Consider the following 19,357-nt stretch of genomic DNA (forward strand, 5'->3'; position numbering starts at 1 on the left):
CCCGCCTCATGGCGTCAACGCGCCGCGGCCCTGCGGCGCGTGAAGTTCCACCACGGCAGCACGCGGCTCATGGCCAGCACTTCGCCGCAGTGCATGGGCGCATAGCCGGGCATGGCAGCCATGCGCCGTTGCCAGGCAGGGGTCTGCAGCAGTTCGCGCAGCGCGCGCGTGGCCGGCTGCTCCAGTGAGGACTTCAGGCAGGCCAGGTGGTAGCGCTCGTACACCAGCGGCACGAAGTCCAGCCCGCGCGCACGCGCCGCCAGCTCGATGCCCATGCCCACGTCGGCACTGCCGGCGGCGATGGCCTGCGCCAGCGCGGCGTGCGAGGGCTCATCGCGGTCGTAGCCCTCGATCTCTGCGGGTTCCAGGCCCGCCTGCGCGAGCAGGTCGGTCAGCAGCACCCGCGTGCCCGTGCCCAGCGGGCGGTTGACGAAGCGCGCGCCCGTGCGCGCCACGTCCGCCAGCGAGGTCAGGCCCAGCGGGTTGCCGCGCGCCACGATCAGGCCCTGCGCGCGGCGCGCGAAGCCGATCACCTTGTGCAACCCCGGCTGCAGCAGGGGGCGGTAGGTCTGCGCGGCCAGGGTATCCATGCCCGGCTCTTCCAGCGTGTGAAAGCCGGCGATGGTGCACCGCCCTTCGTTGAGTGCGCGGATCGCGTCCACGCTGCCGGTGAAGCGGATGTCCAGATGCAGCGCGCCGCCCTGGCCCGCGTGGGCGGGCGCGGTGGCGAACGCACGCAGCACGGACAGCGCATCGTCGTGGCTGGCATACAGCGTAAGCACATGGGCATGCTCGTCGAACGCCACGGCAAACGCGCGCTCCAGATCGGCGCGCAGCGCCTCGATCTGCGGCGCCAGCCGCGCCTGTGCCTGGCGCTCGGCCCACAGCAGCTTGGTGCCGAATTCGCTGAGCTGGGCGGACTGGCCCTTGCCCCAGATGATGAGCTCGCTGCCCAGTTGTTCTTCCCAGCGCTTGAGTGCGCCCCACACGTGGCGGTACGACAGGTCCAGCGCACGTGCCGCGCCCGAGATGGAGCCCTGCTGCGCCACGGCCTGCAGCATGTCGAGCAGGGGATTGCGGATCAGCGCGTCGTCCGCGTCGCGGTCGAGCGTGTAGTGGAGTTGGATCCTATGCACAAGTTTTCATATCGCCGGGTATTGGATTGCTGCATACGATAGCCCAACCCATGTCCACAATGACCCAGAGCGTCGCCACGGCGCTGCACCTCATCACCTCCGCCGATGCCGCCTTGTGGACCATCGTCGTGCGTTCGCTCGCCGTGAGTGCCACGGCCTGCCTGCTCGCCTGCGGCGCGGGCGTGGTGCTGGGGGCATGGCTGGGCGTGGCGCGCTTTGCCGGGCGCGACGCGGTGCTCGCGGTGCTCAATACCCTGCTGGCCGTGCCCTCGGTGGTGGTGGGCCTGGGCGTGTACCTGCTGCTGTCGCGCACCGGCCCGCTGGGCAGCCTGGGCTGGCTGTTTTCTTTCAAGGCGATGGTGCTGGCGCAGGCGCTGCTGGTGTTGCCCGTGGTCACCGCGCTTACGCGCCAGGTGGTCGAGGACGTGGACCGCCTGCATGGAGAGCAGTTGCGCTCGCTGGGCGCCGGCACCCTGTTGCGTGCCCTGTTGGTGGCCTGGGACGAGCGCTATGCGCTGCTCACGGTGCTGATCGCCGCATTCGGCCGCGCCATCTCGGAGGTGGGCGCGGTGATGATCGTGGGCGGCAACATCGACGGCTTCACGCGCGTCATGACCACCGCCATCGCGCTGGAGACCAGCAAGGGCGACCTGCCGCTGGCGCTGGCGCTGGGCCTCGTGCTGCTGGGCGTCGTGTTGTTGCTCAACGTGGGCATTGCGCTGCTGCGTCGCTGGCGTGAACGCGTGGATGGTGCCGCCGTGGGCGGCCTGGCCGGGGTGGGGGCATGAGCGCGCTGCCGTCACCCGTCTTCCCCGGGGGGGAGAGCACGGGCGACGTTTGCACCATCGAGCCGCCGTTGTTTGCACTGCGCGAGCTGTCCGTGCGCTACGGCGCGGTGCAGGCGCTGGCCGGCATTAATCTGCGTGTGATGCCCGGCGAGCGCGTGGCTCTGGTGGGTGCCAACGGCAGTGGCAAGAGCACGCTGCTGCGCGCATTGCACGGCCTGGTGCGGCCCAGCGCGGGACAGCTGCGTCGCGACGGCGCGCCGCGCGTGGCCATGGTGTTCCAGCGGCCTTTCGTGTTGCGCACCAGCGCGCTGAACAACGTGGCGCTGGGATTGTGGCTGCGCCGGGTGCGCTGGCAGGAGGCCTGCGCCCAGGCCGCCGTGGCGCTGCACCGCGTGGGGCTGCAGGACATCGCGCGGCAGAACGCGCGCACCTTGTCCGGCGGGCAGCAGCAGCGGCTGGCATTTGCGCGCGCCTGGGCCCTGCGGCCCGACGTGCTGCTGCTGGACGAGCCCACCGCCAGCCTGGACCCGCATGCCAAGCGCGAGATCGAATCGCTGATGGCCGACTTCGCCGCCAGCCACGGCAGCGCTGGCCCCGATCAGCCGGTGACCATGCTGTTCAGCAGCCACAACCTGGGACAGGTCAAGCGCCTGGCCAGCCGTGTGCTCTACCTGGAGCACGGGCGCGTGCTGGCGGACCTGCCCGTGCACGATTTTTTCAACGGCCCCCTGCCCGAGGCCGCCCGTCTGTTCGTCAAAGGAGAAATGGCATGAAGAGTTACAAGCGTTTTTGGCCCCTGGCGCTTACCCAGACTGCGGTAGCAGCTATTGCTTTGGTAGCTTATGGCAGCGCTGCGGCACAGGCCATCACGATGGCGTCGACCACCTCGACCGAGCAGTCGGGCCTGTTCACCCACCTGCTGCCGGCCTTCAAGCAGGCCACCGGTATCGACGTGAAGGTGGTGGCGGTGGGCACCGGCCAGGCGCTGGACATGGCGCGCCGCGGCGACGCCGACGTGCTGTTCGTGCACGACCAGGTGGCCGAGGAGAAGTTCGTGGCCGACGGCTGGGGCGTGAAGCGCTACCCGGTCATGTACAACGACTTCATCCTCGTGGGTGGCAAGGCGGATGCTGCCGGCACCAAGGGCAACGACATCGCCGCCGCACTCAAGAAGATCGCCGCGGCCAACGCGGAGTTCATCTCGCGCGGTGACAAGAGCGGCACCCATGCAGCCGAGCTGCGCTACTGGAAGATCGCCACCGAGGGCGTGAAGGGCAGCGGCTACAAGGAATGCGGGTGCGGCATGGGCCCGGCGCTGAACATCGCGGCCTCCAGCGGTGCGTACGCGCTGACGGACCGCGGCACCTGGCTCAACTTCAAGAACCGCGACAACCTCGCGGTGCTGGTGGAAGGCGACAAGCGCCTGTTCAACCAGTATGGCGTGATGGTGGTGAACCCCGCCAAGCACCCGCATGTGAAGCAGGCCGAGGCGCAGAAGTTCGTGGACTGGGTGGTCTCGCCCGCGGGCCAGAGCGCCATCGCCGGCTACAAGATCAACGGCGAGCAGCTGTTCTTCCCCAACGCCAACCCGTAAGGCCATGCCATGGACCGCCGTTCCTTGCTCTGCGTGGCCGGCGTGGCCGCAATGGCTGCCGTGTTGAGCGGTTGTGCCCAGCCTGGCGGCACGGCAATGGGTGCAAGCACGCCGTCCGCGGGCATGGGCGCGGCCACGAACGTGACCGTCTATGCCGCCGGCAGCCTGCGCGAGGCCTTCACCGAGATTGCGCGTGAGCACGAGGTGCGCACGGGCCAGAAGGTGGCATTGACCTTCGGAGCGTCCGGCCTGCTGCGCGAGCGCATCGAGTCCGGCGAGCCGGCCATGGTATTTGCCTCGGCCGATACCGAGCACCCGCAGCGCCTGGCGCGCGCGGGCGATTGGGGCGCGCCGCAGGTGTTCACCCGCAATGCCCTGTGTGCACTGGCTGCGCCCGGCGTGCCGGTGACCACGGCCAACCTGCTGGACACGCTGCTGCGCGCCGACATGCGGCTGGGCACTTCCACACCCCAGGCGGACCCGTCGGGCGACTATGCCTGGGAGCTGTTTCGCCGGGCGGAGCAGGTACGCCCCGGCGCCTTTGCGCGGCTGGAGGCCAAGGCGCTGCAACTGACCGGCGGGCCCACCTCGCCCAAGGCGCCACCCGGTCGCGGCACCTATGCCTGGGTCATGGCCGAGGGGCGGGCGGACGTGTTTCTGACCTACTGCACCAACGCCGTTTCTGCCCAGCGCGAAGTGCCGGCGCTGCAGGTGGTGCAGGTGCCGCCAGAGCTGCAGGTGGCTGCGGCTTATGGGCTTACGGTGCGTCGCGGTGCGCCCCAGGCCGCGCTGGACTTTGCCCAGACCCTGATGGCCGAGCCCGCGCAGCGCGTGCTGCGGCGCCTGGGATTTGCCGCGCCCTGAGCGGCGGGCGGCACGGCTTCACCATCGCGGGCGTTGAACTTGGCGATGGGTGGGCGCACCTGCGTGCCGCGGCATTTTTGGCCCAGATGACGTGTAGCGCCGTGCGTCCGCAGGAGTGATCGCCTCAGTCCACCAGCGCGACGCCCTTGACCTGCGCAAACACCTCATCGCCCACGGCCAGCGCCAGCGTGCGGCAAGAGCGCAGCGTGATGCGCGCCAGCAGCGTGGTGCCCGCCACGTCCAGCGCCACCAGCACCTGGCCGGGGCCGTCGTCGGCCAACTGCGTGATGCGCGCGGGCAGCAGGTTCAGGATGCTGCTGTCCGCCGCGCGTGTGCGCGCCAGGCTCACGTCGCGCGCCAGCACGCGCAGACGCACGCTCTCGCCCACGGCGCGCGGGCGGCCGCTGGCCAACTGAATCTGCCCGCCGTCGATGGCCACGGTCAGCAACTGGTCGTGCGCATCGTGCGCCAGCACGCGGCCCTGCACCAGCGCGGCGGCGGCGTCGCCGTGCGCCAGGGGCAGGTCCAGCCGCGCCATCAGCTCGGCCGTGGGGCCCTGAGCCGTGACGCGGCCGGCCTGCAGCAGCACCAGGTGGGAGGCCAGCCGGGCCACCTCGTCGCTCGAGTGGCTCACGTAGAGCACGGGAATGTCCAGGCTGCGCTGTAGGCGCTCTAGGTAGGGCATGACCTCGGCCTTGCGCGCGGCGTCCAGTGCAGCCAGGGGCTCGTCCATCAGCAGCACGCGCGGGCTGGTGGCGAGGGCCCGCGCAATCGCCACGCGCTGGCGCTCGCCGCCCGAGAGGGTGTGGGGCATGCGGGGCAGCAGGGCGCCTAGGCCCAGCAGTTCCACCGCCTGCTCCAGCGACACGTGGCGGCGTGCGGGCGGCTGGCGGCGCAGGCCGTATTCCATGTTGCGGCGCACGTCCAGGTGCGCGAACAGGCTGGCCTCCTGGAACACATAGCCCAGCGCGCGCTGGTGCGTGGGGCGCCACTGGCCGGTGGCGTCGTCCTGCCAGACTTCGCCGTTGACCTGTACGCTGCCGCGCGCGCGCTCCAGCCCCGCCAGCGCGCGCAGGCAGGTGGTCTTGCCGCAGCCCGAGGGGCCGAACAGCGCCGTCACGCCATGGCCCGGCAGCGCCAGCTGCACGTCCAGCGTGAAGTCCGGCCGCACCAAGGACAGCCGGGCGTGAATGCCGTTCATTGCGCCCGTCATCGCCCCCCCCTGGGCTGCAGCCAGTGCAGCAGCATGAGCACGATGAACGAGAACGCCACCATGCCGCCGGCGAGCCAGTGCGCCTGGGCGTACTCCAGGGCTTCCACATGGTCGTAGATCTGCACCGACACCACGCGCGTCACCCCGGGGATGTTGCCGCCCAGCATGAGTACCACGCCGAACTCGCCCACCGTGTGCGCAAAGCTCAGGATGGCGGCCGTCACGAAACCGGGGCGCGCCAAGGGCAGGGCGACACTGAAGAACCGGTCCAGCGGGCTGGCGCCCAGCGTGGCCGCCACCTCCAGCGGCCGGCGGCCCAGCGCTTCGAAGGCGCGCTGCAGCGGCTGCACGGCGAACGGCAGCGAATACACGAGGGAGCCGACGACCAGCCCCGGGAAGGTGAACGGCAGCCGTCCCAGGCCCAGCGCCTCGGTCAGCTGCCCGATGGCGCCGCCTGGCCCCATGCTCACCAGCAGATAGAAGCCGATCACCGTGGGCGGCAGTACCAGCGGCAGCGCCACCACGGCCCCCACGGGGCCGCGCCAGCGCGAGCGCGTGTGGGCCAGCCACCAGGCCAGCGGTGTGCACAGCACCAGCAGCAGCACGGTGGTGACGCTGGCCAGCTGCAGCGTGAGCCAGATGGCGGCCCAGTCGTCAGGGCCGATCAGGGGTGTGTTCAATGCTATGAAAACAAGAGCTGTTGGCGCTTGATTTATCTGGTTTGTCAGTCGGATTGGCTGGGAAACGCCCCGCCATCATGCGCAAGGCGCTTCAAAAATCATAGCCGTAGGCACGGATGACGGCGCGCGCTTTCTCGCCGCGCAGGTACTGCATGAGCGCGTCGGCCGCGGGGTTGCCCTCGCCCCGCTGGAGCACGATGGCGTCCTGGCGGATCGGTGCGTGCATGGTGGCGGGCACGACCCAGGCCGAGCCTTCGCGCAACTGGCCGTTCTCCATCACCTGCGAGAGCGCCACGAAGCCCAGTGGCGCGTTGCCCGATGCGGCGAACTGGTAGGTCTGGCCGATGTTCTCGCCCGTGACCACGCGTGGCTGCACCTGCGCCGCAAGGCCCAGCTTGTCCAGCGTCTGCATCGCGGCCAGGCCGTAGGGCGCCAGCTTGGGGTTGGCGATGGCGATGTGCTTCCAGTCGCCGGTGCGCAGCACCTGGCCTTGGGCATCCACATAGCCGGGCTGCTTGCTCCACAGCACCAGCCGGCCGATGGCGTAGGTAAAGCGCGTGGCGCCGTTACCCAGGCCCTCGCGGGCGATCTTCTGCGGCGTGGCGTCGTCGGCCGCCAGCAGCACCCCGAACGGTGCGCCGTTGGCGATCTGCGCGTAGAACTTGCCCGTGGCGCCAAAAGACAGCACGGCCTTGTGGCCAGTGTCCTGCTCGAACTGCGCGGCGATCCGTTGCATGGGCGCGGTGAAGTTGGCGGCCACGGCCACCGATACCTCACCCGCGTGCGCTGCCGGCAGCAGGGCAGCGGCAGCCAGAGCGGACCACAGGATGGAGCGGACAGGGAAACCGGACATGAGAGGATCTCGTTATTCCATTTGTGAATAGCGAGAAGTATAGCTACCCACCCGCGCATGCCGTTTGCCGTTTGCCGTTTGCAACATGCCGCGTGCGCCCCAAGCGCCTTGTCGCCCGTGCGCGCAAGGCGGCATGATCGCGCCCATGCAGCATTCCGTATCGTTCCTCGACGCCCTTGGCCATGGCATGGCCGACAAGCGCATCGACATCCTGCGCCAGATCGGGCAGGGCGGCTCCATCTCCCAGGCTGCGCGTGCCGTGGGCGTCAGTTACAAGGCCGCGTGGCAGGCGCTGGATACGCTGACCAACCTGGCCGGCGCACCGTTGGTGGAGCGCGTGGTGGGCGGCGTGGGCGGCGGCGGCGCGCGCCTCACGCCCGCGGGGCGGCAGTTGCTGGAGGCGGCCGATGCAATGCGGCAGGTGCGCGCCACCGTGCTGGCCGGGGTGGGCGAGGGCGGCGGCGCACAGGCGGTCGCCGCGCGGCTGGCGGTGCGCACCAGCATGCGCAACCAATGGCCCTGCATCGTGCAAGGCATGCAGGCGTGTGGGCAGATCGTGCGCGTGCATCTGCGTGGGGCGGGCGACGCGGTGCAGCTGCAGGTGTTTTCGCGCATCACGCGCGAGAGCGCCGAGCTGCTGGGCCTGCGCCCGGGCGTGCCCGTGCAGGCGCTGTGCAAGGCCACGGCCGTGCGTGTGCTGGCTGCGGCACGCGCGCCTGCGCCGGGTGCCGCCAATCACTGGGCCGCGCGGGCCGCGCGCGTGTCGCGCGGCGAGTTGGGGGACGAGGTCGCGGCGCAGTTGGAGGCGGGTATGCAGATGGTGGGATTCGCTGCCGCGGGATCGGGGCTGCGCGTGCGCTCGCGTGTCGTCATGGTGGCCGAGGAGTCGGCCATCGTGATCGCCGCCGAGAGCGCATGAATGACCCGCAAGGCCCCGTGTTGGCCGGGGGCATGAAGCGTTCCTACGTAGGCGTTTATACATAGGCATTTCTCCCAGTTATGGCGCACGGGGTGGCACTTTAGGATGCGGTGCAACATAAACATGGAGACGGTCTGTGTCGCGCACCCCGCGCGGCGCGTGCCTGATGACAATGAGCGACGTCATACTGCAAACATCCCGCCTCACCAAGGAATTCAAGGGCTTCACCGCGGTCAGCGATGTGAATCTGAGCGTGCGCCGCGGGTCCATCCACGCATTGATCGGCCCCAACGGCGCAGGCAAGACCACCTGCTTCAACCTGCTGACCAAGTTCCTGGAGCCCACATCGGGCACCATCCATTTCAACGGCCACGACATCACGCGTGAGCAGCCGGCGCAGATCGCGCGGCGCGGCGTGATTCGCTCGTTCCAGATCTCGGCGGTGTTCCCTCACCTCACGCTGATGGAGAACGTGCGCCTGGGCCTGCAGCGCAAGCTGGGCACGAGCTATCACTTCTGGCGCAGCGAGCGCAGCCTCAGCCAGCTCAACGACCGTGCGGTGCAACTGCTGACCGAGGTCGGCCTGCAGGAGCTGGCCGACGAGGTCACGGTGAACCTGCCCTATGGCCGCAAGCGTGCGCTGGAGATCGCCACCACGCTGGCCATGGAGCCCGAACTGATGCTGCTGGACGAGCCCACGCAGGGCATGGGCCACGAGGACGTGGACCGCGTCACGCAGCTCATCAAGAAGGTGTCCGCGGGCCGCACCATCCTCATGGTGGAGCACAACATGAAGGTCATCTCGACCATCGCCGACCGCATCACGGTGCTGCAGCGCGGCGCCGTCCTGGCCGAAGGGCCCTACGAAGAAGTCTCAAAGAATCCGCAAGTCATGGAAGCGTACATGGGCACGACCGACGGCCAACTGCAGGGGGCGCACTGACATGGCCGGCACCCCCGCACTGGAAATCCGCAATCTCGAAGCCTGGTACGGCGAGTCGCACGTGCTGCACGGCGTGGACATGGTCGTGCAGCCCGGCGAAGTGGTCACGCTGCTGGGACGCAACGGCGCGGGCCGCACCTCCACCATGCGCGCCATCATGGGCCTGACCGGCGCACGCAAGGGCTCGGTGAAGATCCACGGCGTGGAGACCATCCACCTGCCCACGCACCGCATCGCGCACCTGGGCCTGGGCTACTGCCCCGAAGAGCGCGGCATCTTCTCCAGCCTGTCGTGCGAGGAGAACCTGATGCTGCCGCCCGTGCTCAAGACGGGCTCGCAGGGCATGTCGATCGACGAGATCTACGCCATGTTCCCCAACCTGGCCGAGCGCAAGAACAGCCAGGGCACGCGCCTGTCGGGTGGTGAGCAGCAGATGCTGGCCGTGGCCCGCATCCTGCGCACCGGCGCCAAGCTGCTGCTGCTGGACGAAATTTCCGAAGGCCTGGCGCCCGTGATCGTGCAGGCGCTGGCACGCATGATCATCACGCTGCGCGAGAAGGGCTACACGGTGGTGATGGTGGAGCAGAACTTCCGCTTCGCCGCGCCGCTGGCCGACCGCTTCTACGTCATGGAGCACGGCCAGATCGCCCTGCAGTTTGGCGCCGACGAGCTGGAGGCCAAGATGCCCGTGCTCAACCAGTTGCTGGGCGTCTGACCGACCCCTTTCCCATTCGTTTCGCACCCACCAAGGAGACAACAATGCAAAAGACACTCAAGACACTGGTCGCAGTGATGGGGGCCGCCGGCCTGGCGGTATCCGCCATGCAGGCCCATGCGCAGGACAAGGTGAAGATCGGCTTCATCACCGACATGTCCAGCCTCTACGCCGACGTGGAAGGCAAAAACGGTGCTCTGGCCATCCAGATGGCCATCGACGACTTCGGCGGCAAGGTGCTGGGCAAACCCATCGAACTGCTCTCCGCCGACCACCAGAACAAGGCCGACATCGCTGCCAGCAAGGCACGCGAGTGGATCGACACGCAGAACCTGACGATGCTGTTCGGTGGCACCAACTCCGGCACTGCCCTGGCCATGGCCAAGGTGGCCGAAGAGAAGAAGCGCGTGTACTTCAACAGCGGCGCCGGTTCCTCCGCGCTGACCAACGACCAGTGCACGCCCTACACCGTGCACTACGCCTACGACACCGTGGCCCTGGCCAAGGGCACGGGCGGCGCCGTGGTGAAGCAGGGCGGCAAGGACTGGTTCTTCCTGACGGCCGACTACGCCTTCGGCCAGGCGCTGGAGAACGACACCGCCAAGGTGGTCAAGGAAAACGGCGGCCGCGTGGTAGGCAACGTGAAGCACCCGCTGAACGCGTCCGACTTCTCCTCCTTCCTGCTGCAGGCACAAAACTCCAAGGCGCAGATCCTGGGCCTGGCCAATGCCGGCGGCGACACCATCAACGCCATCAAGGCGGCCAAGGAATTCGGCATCAACAAGAACATGAAGCTGGCCGGCCTGCTGGTGTTCCTGACCGACATCCACAGCCTGGGCCTGCGCAACACCGAAGGCCTGCTGCTGACCACCAGCTGGGACTGGAACCTGAACGACAAGACGCGCGAGTTCGGCAAGAAGTTCTTCGCCAAGACCAAGCGCATGCCCACGGACATCCACGCGGCCGACTACTCCGCCACCATGAACTACCTGAAGGCCGTGCAGGCCGCCGGCACCACCGATGCCGACAAGGTCATGGAGAAGCTCAAGTCCACGCCGATCGACGACTTCTACGCCAAGGGCACGATCCGCGCCGACGGTCGCTTCGTGCACGACATGTACCTCATGCAGGTGAAGTCGCCCTCCGAATCCAAGGAACCCTGGGACTACTACAAGGTCGTGGCCAAGCTGCCCGGCGACCAGGTGTTCACCACCAAGGCCGAGAGCAAGTGCGCCCTGTGGAAGTGAGTTGAGCCACGGCCCCGGGCACTGCCCGGGACCGCGCGCGTCGACGTTGCAAACCAAAGCATGAAAGACAAAGGAGACACCACATGAAAGCGAAGCTCACGACATTGGCGTTCGTGCTCGGGGCCGCAGGGCTCATGGCGTCGACCGCGCACGCGCAGGACAAGGTCAAGATCGGCTTCATCACCGATATGTCCAGCCTCTACGCCGACGTGGAAGGCAAGAACGGTGGCGTGGCCATCCAGATGGCCATCGACGACTTCGGCGGCAAGGTGCTGGGCAAACCCATCGAGCTGCTGACGGCCGACCACCAGAACAAGGCTGACATCGCCGCCAGCAAGGCGCGCGAGTGGATCGACACGCAGGGCCTGACCATGATCTTCAGCGGCACCAACTCCGGCACTGCGCTGGCGCTGGCCAAGATCGCCGAAGAGAAAAAGCGCGTGATGATCAACAATGGCGCGGCGTCCTCTGCGCTGACCAACGACCAGTGCACGCCCTATACCGTGCACTACGCCTACGACACCGTGGCCTTGGCCAAGGGCACGGGCGGTGCCATCGTCGATGGCGGCGGCAAGAGCTGGTTCTTTCTGACGGCGGACTATGCCTTCGGCCATGCGCTGGAAGCCGACACCTCCAAGGTCGTGAAGGACAAGGGCGGCACGGTGGTGGGCGCGGTGCGCCACCCGCTGAATGCGTCCGACTTCTCGTCCTTCCTGCTGCAGGCGCAGAACTCCAAGGCGCAGATCCTGGGCCTGGCCAATGCCGGCGGCGACACCATCAACTCGATCAAGGCGGCCAAGGAATTCGGCATCGGCAACAGCATGAAGCTGGCCGGCCTGCTGATCTTCTTCAGCGACGTGCACAGCCTGGGCCTGCGCAACACCGAAGGCCTGCAGTTCACCACCAGCTGGTACTGGGACCTGAACGACGAGACGCGCAAGTTCGCCGACAAGTTCATGGCCAAGACCAAGCGCCGCCCCACCGAGATCCAGGCTGCCGACTACTCGGCCACGATGAACTACCTGAAGGCCGTCGAGGCCGCGAAGACCACCGACGCCGACAAGGTGATGGAGGCCTGGCGCGCCATGAAGATGAACGACTTCTTCGGTTCCGGCTACCTGCGTGCCGACGGCCGCTACGTGCACGACATGTACCTCATGCAGGTGAAGTCGCCGTCCGAGTCCAAGGGCACCTGGGACTACTACAAGCTCATCAAGAAACTGCCGGGTGAACAGGTGTTCACCACCAAGGCCGAGAGCAAGTGCGCCCTCTGGAAGTGATCGCGCTGCTCTCCTGATCCGACTCCCCTACATCAGCGTTCAGTTCCCATGGAAATTTTTGGTGTTTCATTGCCGGCCATGCTGAGTCAGCTCCTCCTGGGGCTGGTCAATGGTTCGTTCTACGCGATCCTCAGTTTGGGGCTGGCCGTCATCTTCGGCCTGCTCAACGTGATCAACTTCGCGCACGGTGCGCTGTTCATGCTGGGGGCGCTGATCACCTGGATGGCCATGAACTATTTCGGCGTCAACTACTGGGTGATGCTGATCTGTGCTCCGCTGATCGTAGGGGTGATCGGTGTGGTGATCGAGCGGCTCCTGCTGCGCTGGATCTACAAGCTCGACCACCTGTACGGCCTGCTGCTCACGCTGGGCCTCACGCTGATGATCGAGGGCGTGTTCCGCTCGATCTACGGCGTCTCCGGCCTGGGCTACGACACGCCTGAGCTGCTGGAGGGCGCGACCAACCTGGGCTTCATGATCCTGCCCAACTACCGCGCCTGGGTGGTGGTGGCCTCGATCGTGGTGTGCATCGCCACCTGGTACGTGATCGAGAAGACCAAGCTGGGCGCCTACCTGCGCGCCGGTACCGAGAACCCCCGCCTGGTGGAAGCCTTCGGCGTCAACGTGCCCGTCATGGTGACGCTGACCTACGCCTTCGGCGCGGCGCTCGCGGCCTTCGCCGGCGTGCTGGCGGCGCCCGTGTACCAGGTCACGCCGCTGATGGGCCAGAACCTCATCATCGTCGTGTTCGCGGTGGTGGTGATCGGCGGCATGGGCTCCATCATGGGCTCCATCCTCACCGGCCTCGGCCTGGGCGTGATCGAGGGCTTCACCAAGGTGTTCTACCCCGAAGCCTCGTCCACCGTCGTGTTCGTCATCATGGCCATCGTCCTGCTCATCCGCCCCGCCGGCCTGTTCGGCAAAGAGAAGTAAGCCAACGGGGTGAACCACATGAACGTCAATAAATTCGCTCCCATTGGCTACGGCCTGCTGCTGCTCGGCCTGATCGTCGCGCCCTTCCTTGGCGCCTACCCGGTGTTCGTGATGAAGCTGCTGTGCTTCGCGCTGTTCGCCTCGGCCTTCAACCTGCTGCTGGGCTACACGGGCCTGCTGTCCTTCGGCCACGCGGCCTTCCTGGGCGGCGCGGCCTACGTGACGGGCCATGCCGTGAAGGTGTGGGGCGCCACGCCCGAGCTCGGCCTGCTGGCCGGCCTGCTGGCCGGTGCGCTGCTGGGGTTGGTGATGGGCTTCTTCGCCATTCGCCGCCAGGGCATCTACGCCACCATGATCACGCTGGCGCTGGCGCAGATGCTGTTCTTCGCGGCATTGCAGGCGCCCTTCACGGGCGGCGAGGACGGCCTGCAGGGCGTGCCGCGCGGCAAGCTGTTCGGCGTGCTCGACCTGTCCAGCGACCTGACCATGTACTACGTGTGCCTGATCGTGGTGGTGGTGGCCTTCCTGCTGATCGTGCGCACCATCCATTCGCCGTTCGGGCAGGTGCTCAAGGGCATCAAGGAAAACGAGCCGCGCGCCATCTCGCTGGGCTACGACACCAACCGCTTCAAGCTGCTGGCCTTCGTGATCTCGGCCGCCATTGCGGGCCTGGCCGGCGCGCTCAAGACCCTGGTGCTGGGCTTCGCCACGCTGTCCGACGTGCACTGGAGCGCCTCCGGCCACGTGGTTCTGATGACGCTGGTGGGCGGCCTGGGCACGCTGAGCGGCCCGCTGGTGGGCTCGGCCGTGGTGGTGCTGCTGGAGAACAAGATCGGCGAGCTGGGCACGCTGCTCGCGCAGCTCACGACCATCGACTGGTTCAACACCCTGGGCGAGTCGGTGACCATCGTCACGGGCCTGATCTTCGTGGTCTGCGTGCTGGCCTTCCGCCGCGGCATCATGGGCGAGATCATCGCCTGGCTGGAGCGCCGCCGCACAGGGGGCAGCGGCAGCCACTGACGCCCTCGTCACCGCATGCCGGCTGGGCTAAGGCCCAGGCCGGCGGCACCCTCGGCCATGCGCGGCAACCGCCCTGCATGGCCGCTTTGTTTTTGATAGCTGGCGGCGATTGTGGTGTCTAGGTTTTAGAGACAAACCGGGTGGAAATGCCCAAAAGCAAAGCGCTGGCAGCTATCACATGCATAGCGACAGGCCGCGCCGTCAGCCCAGCCGCAGGCGCTGCGCATAGCCCGTCATTTCCAGATAGCCGCGCCCCACCTCGGGGCCGGCCGGTTCGCCCGCATCGCCCCGCGCCCGTGCTGCATGCAGCGTGCACAGCCCTTCCCAGTAGATCGCGCCGGTGGAGCCGCGGCTGTCCAGCTCCTGCGCGTCCAGCAGCGCACGCACGATGAAGCCGCCCGCGGGCGTGTCCACGCGCCACTGCACCGGGTAGCGCGCGCCGCTGGCCGGGCTGTGCCAGTGGCGCAGCGGGGTGAACACCACGGCCTCGGACGCGAACACCTGCGCGGCGTCCGCTCCTGCGGGCCGCCAGGAACCCCCGGTCCAGAGCGTGCTGCCGTCGGCGCGCCGCAGGCGGAACGCGGTGAGTGCGGCGCCGTCGTGCAGGTTCATGCCGATCCAGTCCCAGCCCACGGCCTCGGGGTGCATCAGCGCCTCGCTCCACTCATGGTCCATCCAGGCGCGGTTGGCGGGCGCGGCCAGTGGTTGCACCGGCATGCGCCGGCCCGCGAGGGTGATAGCGCCCGTCACGGCCAACTGGGGCTGGCTGTAGTAGTAGCTGGCCTGCGCCGCGTCGGGCCCCTTGCGCGACAGGCCGGCCTGGCCCTGCAGCAGCACGGGCTGGGTGCTGGCGCAGTCCAGCTCCAGCGCAAATCCTTCTGCCTGCGCGCGCACCTCGTAGCGGCTGCCGCCCGGCGCGCTGCTGGCATGGCGCGTGAGCGACCAGTCGCGCAGGCGCACCTGCGTGTCGCCCTCCAGCGCCTCGACAATGCCGAAGCCCGCGCGGGCAATGCGCTGGTCGTGCAATTGGCGACGGCCTTGCACGTCGGTCAACGCCGCGTGCGCAAACACGAGCTGGCGCGCGGCGAATGCCGACTGCATGCCCTGCGTGGCCTCCACGCGCGTGCGAAAGAAGGTGATCTGAAAGCCCCACAGCCGCTCGTCGGCCTGCGCATGGCCAGTGATGTACCACCACTCGGTGCGCAGATCGGGGTGGCTGCCGTGGTCGCGCGGGAAGGCCAGCGTGCGCGGCGCCAGGGCCCATGCAGGAGAGCCCCAGCCGGTGGCACTCCAGCCCAGGGTGCTCTGGGCTGCGAGCACCAGCAGCGCGCGGCGCCCGATCATCAGGCCAGCAGCGCCTGCAGCCGCTCGTGCGCGGCCGCGCAGTCGCCCAGGCAGCGCTGCACCCAGGCGTCGTCGTGGTAGGTCGGCAGGTAGCGCTCGCCCGCGTCGCACAGCAGCGAGAGGATCGACCCCTGCTGCCCCTGCGTACGCATCTCCTGCGCCAGCCGCAGCATGGCGACGAAGTTGGTGCCCGTGGACGGGCCGACGCGCCGCCCCAGCAGGGTGGACAGCGCGCGCATGGCGGCGACGGAGTCGTCGTCGGCCACTTCTTCCATGCGGTCCACCAGCGTGCGGATGAAGCTCGGCTCCACGCGCGGGCGGCCAATGCCTTCGATGCGCGAGCCCGGCGCGGTGAGCGTGGCATCGCCCGTGCGGTGGTAGGCGCTGAATACCGAGCCCGCCGGGTCGGCCACGCAGACCTGCGTGGCATGCCGCTGGTAGCGCACGTAGCGGCCGATGGTGGCGCTGGTGCCGCCCGTGCCCGCACCCACCACGATCCAGCGCGGCACCGGGTGGCGCTCGCGCTGCATCTGGGTGAACATGCTCTCGGCGATGTTGTTGTTGCCGCGCCAGTCGGTGGCGCGCTCGGCGTAGGTGAACTGGTCCATGTAGTGGCCGCCGGTGTCGGCGGCGATGGCGCGCGCCGCGTCGTACACGTCGCCCGCACGCTCTACGAAGTGGCAGCGTCCGCCGTAGAACTCGATCAGCGCGATCTTCTCGGCCGAGGTGCTGCGCGGCATCACCGCCACGAAGGGCAGCCCCAGCAGCCGCGCGAAATACGCCTCGCTCACGGCGGTGGAGCCGCTCGATGCCTCCACGATGGTGGAGCCCTCGCGCACCCAGCCATTGCATAGCGCATACAGGAACAGCGAGCGCGCCAACCGGTGCTTGAGGCTGCCCGTGGGGTGGGTGGATTCGTCCTTCAAATACAGGTCGATGCCGGCGCTGGCGAACGCGGGCAGCGGCAGCGGGATCAGGTGGGTGTCGGCGCTGCGCTGGTAGTCGGCCTCGATGCGAGCGATGGCCTCGTGCAGCCAGCCGCTGCCGGCCGCCGGGGCGGAAAGAGAGGAGGGGGACAACATGGCCCGCATTGTCGGCGACTACCAGTCTTCCTTGACCGCCATCACCGCGTCGCGCCCCGCGGCCAGGCGGCCTGCCAGCCAGGCGGTCAGCGTGCCTACCGCCACCACGGCCAGGGCCAACGCGCCCAGTCGCGGCCACGGCACGGCCAGGTCCATGGTCCAGTGAAAGCTCTGCGGGTTCACCACATGCACCAGCACCGTCGCCACGGCCAGGCCCAGCAACGTGCCGGCCACCGCGCCCACGGCCGTCCAGGCCGCGCCCTCGCCGGCGACCACCGCCAGGATCTGCCGCCGCGTGAGCCCCAGGTGGGCCAGCAGCCCGAACTCCTTGCGCCGCGCCAGCACCTGCGCGCTGAAGCTGGCCGCCACGCCGAACAGCCCGATGCCGATGGCCACCGCCTGCAGCCAGTAGGTGACGGCGAAGCTGCGGTCGAAGATCGCAAGCGACCGTGCGCGGATCGCATCGGCCGAGGTGAATTCCAGTGCATCCGCCGCCGAGGCGCCCAGACTCTCGCGGGCCTGCTCCAGCACCTCGCTGCGCAGCGCGCCGGCCTCGCGGCCCGGCGCAGGCCACAGCGCCAGGTCGCTGGCGCGCGCGTCACCCGTCAGGCGCGCGAAGTCCTGCAGGTCCAGCGCGATGGCGCCGTGCTGGCGCACATAGTCGCGCCACACACCAGCTACGAAAAATGTAGCTGCTGGCGCTTTTCCAGACTGCACTGGAGGCCTGAAAACCTCTGAAAGCCGCGGCCAGCCCGCGCCTGGGCGTGCGCCGTACAGGTCCACCACCGCCTCGCTCACGTACACGCCGACGCGCCCTGGCGGCACGGGGCGCGCAGGGTCCACCAGTGGCAGAGCGCGGGCCGGGTCGCCCTCCAGCGGCCGGGCCAGCAGCGCGACGGGGGCGCGGTCGGGTGCCAGTTGCAGGCTGCTGGTGCGCAGCGCCTGCACGCGCGCCACGGCGGGCAGGCGCGCCACGGCATGGACGAAATCCGGGGGGAATACCGCGGCCTCGTCGCCGCTGGCGCCGCCGGCCGCGCGCAGGTACAGCGGCGCGGGCAGCACGCTGTCCAGCCACTGGCTGACCGAGCCGCGAAAGCTGCCCACCATCACCGTCAGCGCCACGGCCAGGCTCAGCGCCGCCACCACGCCGCCCACGGCCACGGCGGCGCTGGCGCGCATGCGGCGGGCGCGCTCCAGCGCCAGCAGGGCCAGGGCATGGCCCGCCGCCAGCGGCTGCAGCCGCGCCAGCAGCGCCTGCACCAGCCAGGGCAGCAGGGCAATGCCGCCGATCAGCAGCAGGCCCACCGCCACGTAGGCCGCCAGCGGTATGCCAAAAATGGGCGGAAGCTTTGCCAGTAAAGCGCTAGTAGCTATCAAAACAAGACCGATCCAGGCGCGCGCGCCGCGCCCGGCCTGCGCACCCAGGCCCTTGAGGGTCTGCGCTGGCGGCAAGTGCTGTGCATGGCGCGCGGGCCACCAACCCCCGATCAGCGCGGCCGCTACGCCCAGCAGGCCGTAGAGGAGCGCCGCCGGTGTACTCCACTGCAGCGCAGGCTGTGCGCCGGTGAAGTAGCCGCCGCCCAGGTCGCCACCCAGCAGGGTGAGCGCCAGCGCCGCCAGCGCCGTGCCCAGGGCGATGCCGGCCATGCTGCCGATGAGGCCCAGCGCGCAGGATTCCAGCAGCACCAGCGCCTGGCGCTCACGCGGCGTGGTGCCCAGCACGGCCAGCAGCGCGAACTGCGGCGCGCGCTGCGCCACGCTGAGCGCCAGCACCGAATACACCAGGAAGCCCCCGGTGAACAGCGCCACCAGCGCCAGCACCGTGAGGTTGACGCGGTACGCCCGCGAGAGGCTGTCCACCCGCTGCACATCGTCCCGCGGCGCGGCGAACTGCACGCCCGCCGGCCAGCCGGGCAGGGCGGCCAGCTCCTGCTGCACGCTGGCGGGCGTGCTGCCGGGCTGCAGTCGCAGGTCGATGCGGGTGAGCTGCCCCGCGCGGCCGAACAGATCCTGCGCGGCGCCGATGTCCATCACCGCCAGGGGCGCGCCGCCCGCGGCCACCGTGCCCGCCACGCGCACGGGGTGCGCCGCCAGGCCTGCCTGCAGTGTGATGGCGGGGGTCTGTGCGTCGATGGTGCCCAGGCCCAGCGCCTGTTGCGCCGCAGGGTTGAGGAACACGCTGGCGGGCGCCAGCATGGCCAGGCGGTCGGCGCCGTCGTAGGCACGCGGCGCCAGGGCCGGCGCCATGGCGGGCAGCAGCAGCGCATCGGCGCCCAGCACGCGCAGCGCCACGGGTGTCTGGCCGCGGGTCGCGGACGCCCGTACCGGCACTTCCAGCCACGGGCTGGCCAGGCGCACTTGCGGCTGGCGGGCAACCTCGCCATAGAGCGATTCGGGCAGCGCGCCGCGTGTGGCGCGCAGTTCCAGGTCGGGCTGGCCGTTCACCGCGCGCACGGCCTGGGCGAATTCGTCCAGCGCCGACGCATTGATCACATGCACTGCGAACCCCAGCGCCACGCCCAGCATGACGGCGGCCACGGCGGCCGCGCTGCGCCAGGGGTGGTGGCGCAGCGCACGCCAGGAGAAGGTGCGCAGCAGGGCGGTCAGCATGCCGCGATTGTGCGGCCCGCGGCGCGTGGAGTTGCGCTGCATCAAATTCAAACGTGCGGGGGTTCTTGAACCGCGGCGCGACAGCGCCTATATAGCCTGAAGACGGCGGGGGCTGACCTCGCCGGACGGATGGCCC

At 69.1% G+C, this 19,357-nt stretch carries 18 protein-coding genes; 11 read left to right on the forward strand and 7 right to left on the reverse strand.

The genetic code is table 11. The features are described 5' to 3' along the window. Positions 1-14 precede the first annotated feature (14 nt). A complete protein-coding gene (locus AC1PPL_RS05145) occupies positions 15-1,136 on the reverse strand; it encodes a substrate-binding domain-containing protein (RefSeq protein WP_011806254.1) in 1,122 nt (373 codons plus the stop codon). 50 nt (positions 1,137-1,186) lie between these two features. Between AC1PPL_RS05145 and AC1PPL_RS05150 the strand changes: the two genes are divergently transcribed. The 4 genes from AC1PPL_RS05150 to AC1PPL_RS05165 are packed head-to-tail and all read left to right on the forward strand — an operon-like array spanning position 1,187 to position 4,382. Continuing rightward, a complete protein-coding gene (locus AC1PPL_RS05150) occupies positions 1,187-1,924 on the forward strand; it encodes an ABC transporter permease (RefSeq protein WP_011806253.1) in 738 nt (245 codons plus the stop codon). Then, positions 1,921-2,697, forward strand: a complete 777-nt coding sequence (locus tag AC1PPL_RS05155; protein ID WP_088886326.1) for an ABC transporter ATP-binding protein — start codon at positions 1,921-1,923, stop codon at positions 2,695-2,697. The genes AC1PPL_RS05150 and AC1PPL_RS05155 overlap by 4 nt, the downstream gene beginning before the upstream one ends. Further along, positions 2,694-3,518 carry an ABC transporter substrate-binding protein gene (locus tag AC1PPL_RS05160; RefSeq protein ID WP_088886327.1) on the forward strand — a complete coding sequence of 275 codons (825 nt, stop codon included), beginning with the start codon at positions 2,694-2,696 and terminating at the stop codon, positions 3,516-3,518. Before AC1PPL_RS05155 ends, AC1PPL_RS05160 begins: the two co-directional genes overlap by 4 nt. A gap of 9 nt (positions 3,519-3,527) precedes the next feature. Then, positions 3,528-4,382, forward strand: a complete 855-nt coding sequence (locus AC1PPL_RS05165) for a molybdate ABC transporter substrate-binding protein (protein ID WP_312790786.1) — start codon at positions 3,528-3,530, stop codon at positions 4,380-4,382. A 124-nt stretch (positions 4,383-4,506) separates the two neighbouring features. Here the strand turns inward: AC1PPL_RS05165 and modC are convergent, their stop codons facing one another. From modC to modA, 3 genes are all read right to left on the reverse strand, one after another. After that, positions 4,507-5,583: a molybdenum ABC transporter ATP-binding protein gene (modC, locus tag AC1PPL_RS05170; protein WP_479972828.1), complete on the reverse strand. Its 1,077-nt coding sequence runs from the start codon at positions 5,581-5,583 to the stop codon at positions 4,507-4,509. Between the two features lie 8 nt (positions 5,584-5,591). Then, positions 5,592-6,275, reverse strand: a complete 684-nt coding sequence (modB, locus tag AC1PPL_RS05175; RefSeq protein WP_047349501.1) for a molybdate ABC transporter permease subunit — start codon at positions 6,273-6,275, stop codon at positions 5,592-5,594. Positions 6,276-6,366: 91 nt separating this feature from the next. Continuing rightward, positions 6,367-7,128, reverse strand: coding sequence for a molybdate ABC transporter substrate-binding protein (gene modA, locus AC1PPL_RS05180; RefSeq protein WP_312130634.1), 762 nt, complete (start codon positions 7,126-7,128; stop codon positions 6,367-6,369). Between the two features lie 133 nt (positions 7,129-7,261). Here modA and AC1PPL_RS05185 point away from each other — a divergent pair, with 133 nt between their 5' ends. From AC1PPL_RS05185 to AC1PPL_RS05215, 7 genes are all read left to right on the forward strand, one after another. Beyond that, positions 7,262-8,047 carry a TOBE domain-containing protein gene (locus AC1PPL_RS05185; protein WP_479972829.1) on the forward strand — a complete coding sequence of 262 codons (786 nt, stop codon included), beginning with the start codon at positions 7,262-7,264 and terminating at the stop codon, positions 8,045-8,047. A 172-nt stretch (positions 8,048-8,219) separates the two neighbouring features. After that, positions 8,220-8,990 carry an ABC transporter ATP-binding protein gene (locus AC1PPL_RS05190; protein ID WP_015913849.1) on the forward strand — a complete coding sequence of 257 codons (771 nt, stop codon included), beginning with the start codon at positions 8,220-8,222 and terminating at the stop codon, positions 8,988-8,990. 1 nt (position 8,991) lies between these two features. Next, the gene (locus AC1PPL_RS05195) at positions 8,992-9,705 is read left to right on the forward strand and encodes an ABC transporter ATP-binding protein (RefSeq protein WP_123675977.1); all 714 of its coding nucleotides are present in this window, start codon (positions 8,992-8,994) and stop codon (positions 9,703-9,705) included. Positions 9,706-9,749: 44 nt separating this feature from the next. Next, entirely contained in the window at positions 9,750-10,952 is a 1,203-nt protein-coding gene (locus AC1PPL_RS05200) for an ABC transporter substrate-binding protein (protein WP_015913847.1), read from the forward strand. A gap of 83 nt (positions 10,953-11,035) precedes the next feature. Beyond that, positions 11,036-12,232, forward strand: a complete 1,197-nt coding sequence (locus tag AC1PPL_RS05205; protein ID WP_123675978.1) for an ABC transporter substrate-binding protein — start codon at positions 11,036-11,038, stop codon at positions 12,230-12,232. Between the two features lie 48 nt (positions 12,233-12,280). Beyond that, positions 12,281-13,165 carry a branched-chain amino acid ABC transporter permease gene (locus AC1PPL_RS05210; protein WP_088886333.1) on the forward strand — a complete coding sequence of 295 codons (885 nt, stop codon included), beginning with the start codon at positions 12,281-12,283 and terminating at the stop codon, positions 13,163-13,165. 18 nt (positions 13,166-13,183) lie between these two features. After that, positions 13,184-14,185 carry a branched-chain amino acid ABC transporter permease gene (locus AC1PPL_RS05215; protein ID WP_088886334.1) on the forward strand — a complete coding sequence of 334 codons (1,002 nt, stop codon included), beginning with the start codon at positions 13,184-13,186 and terminating at the stop codon, positions 14,183-14,185. A gap of 201 nt (positions 14,186-14,386) precedes the next feature. Here the strand turns inward: AC1PPL_RS05215 and AC1PPL_RS05220 are convergent, their stop codons facing one another. Genes AC1PPL_RS05220 through AC1PPL_RS05230 form a run of 3 tightly spaced genes read right to left on the reverse strand, consistent with a single transcriptional unit; the run spans position 14,387 to position 19,263 of the window. Continuing rightward, complete coding sequence (locus AC1PPL_RS05220; RefSeq protein WP_479972830.1) at positions 14,387-15,529, reverse strand: lipocalin-like domain-containing protein; 1,143 nt, start codon at positions 15,527-15,529, stop codon at positions 14,387-14,389. Next, positions 15,529-16,620, reverse strand: a complete 1,092-nt coding sequence (locus tag AC1PPL_RS05225; protein WP_479972831.1) for a PLP-dependent cysteine synthase family protein — start codon at positions 16,618-16,620, stop codon at positions 15,529-15,531. The genes AC1PPL_RS05220 and AC1PPL_RS05225 overlap by 1 nt, the downstream gene beginning before the upstream one ends. A gap of 9 nt (positions 16,621-16,629) precedes the next feature. After that, positions 16,630-19,263, reverse strand: a complete 2,634-nt coding sequence (locus AC1PPL_RS05230; RefSeq protein WP_479972902.1) for an ABC transporter permease — start codon at positions 19,261-19,263, stop codon at positions 16,630-16,632. Positions 19,264-19,357 lie beyond the last annotated feature (94 nt).

It is taken from the genome of Diaphorobacter sp. B2A2W2 (genome assembly GCF_056730635.1).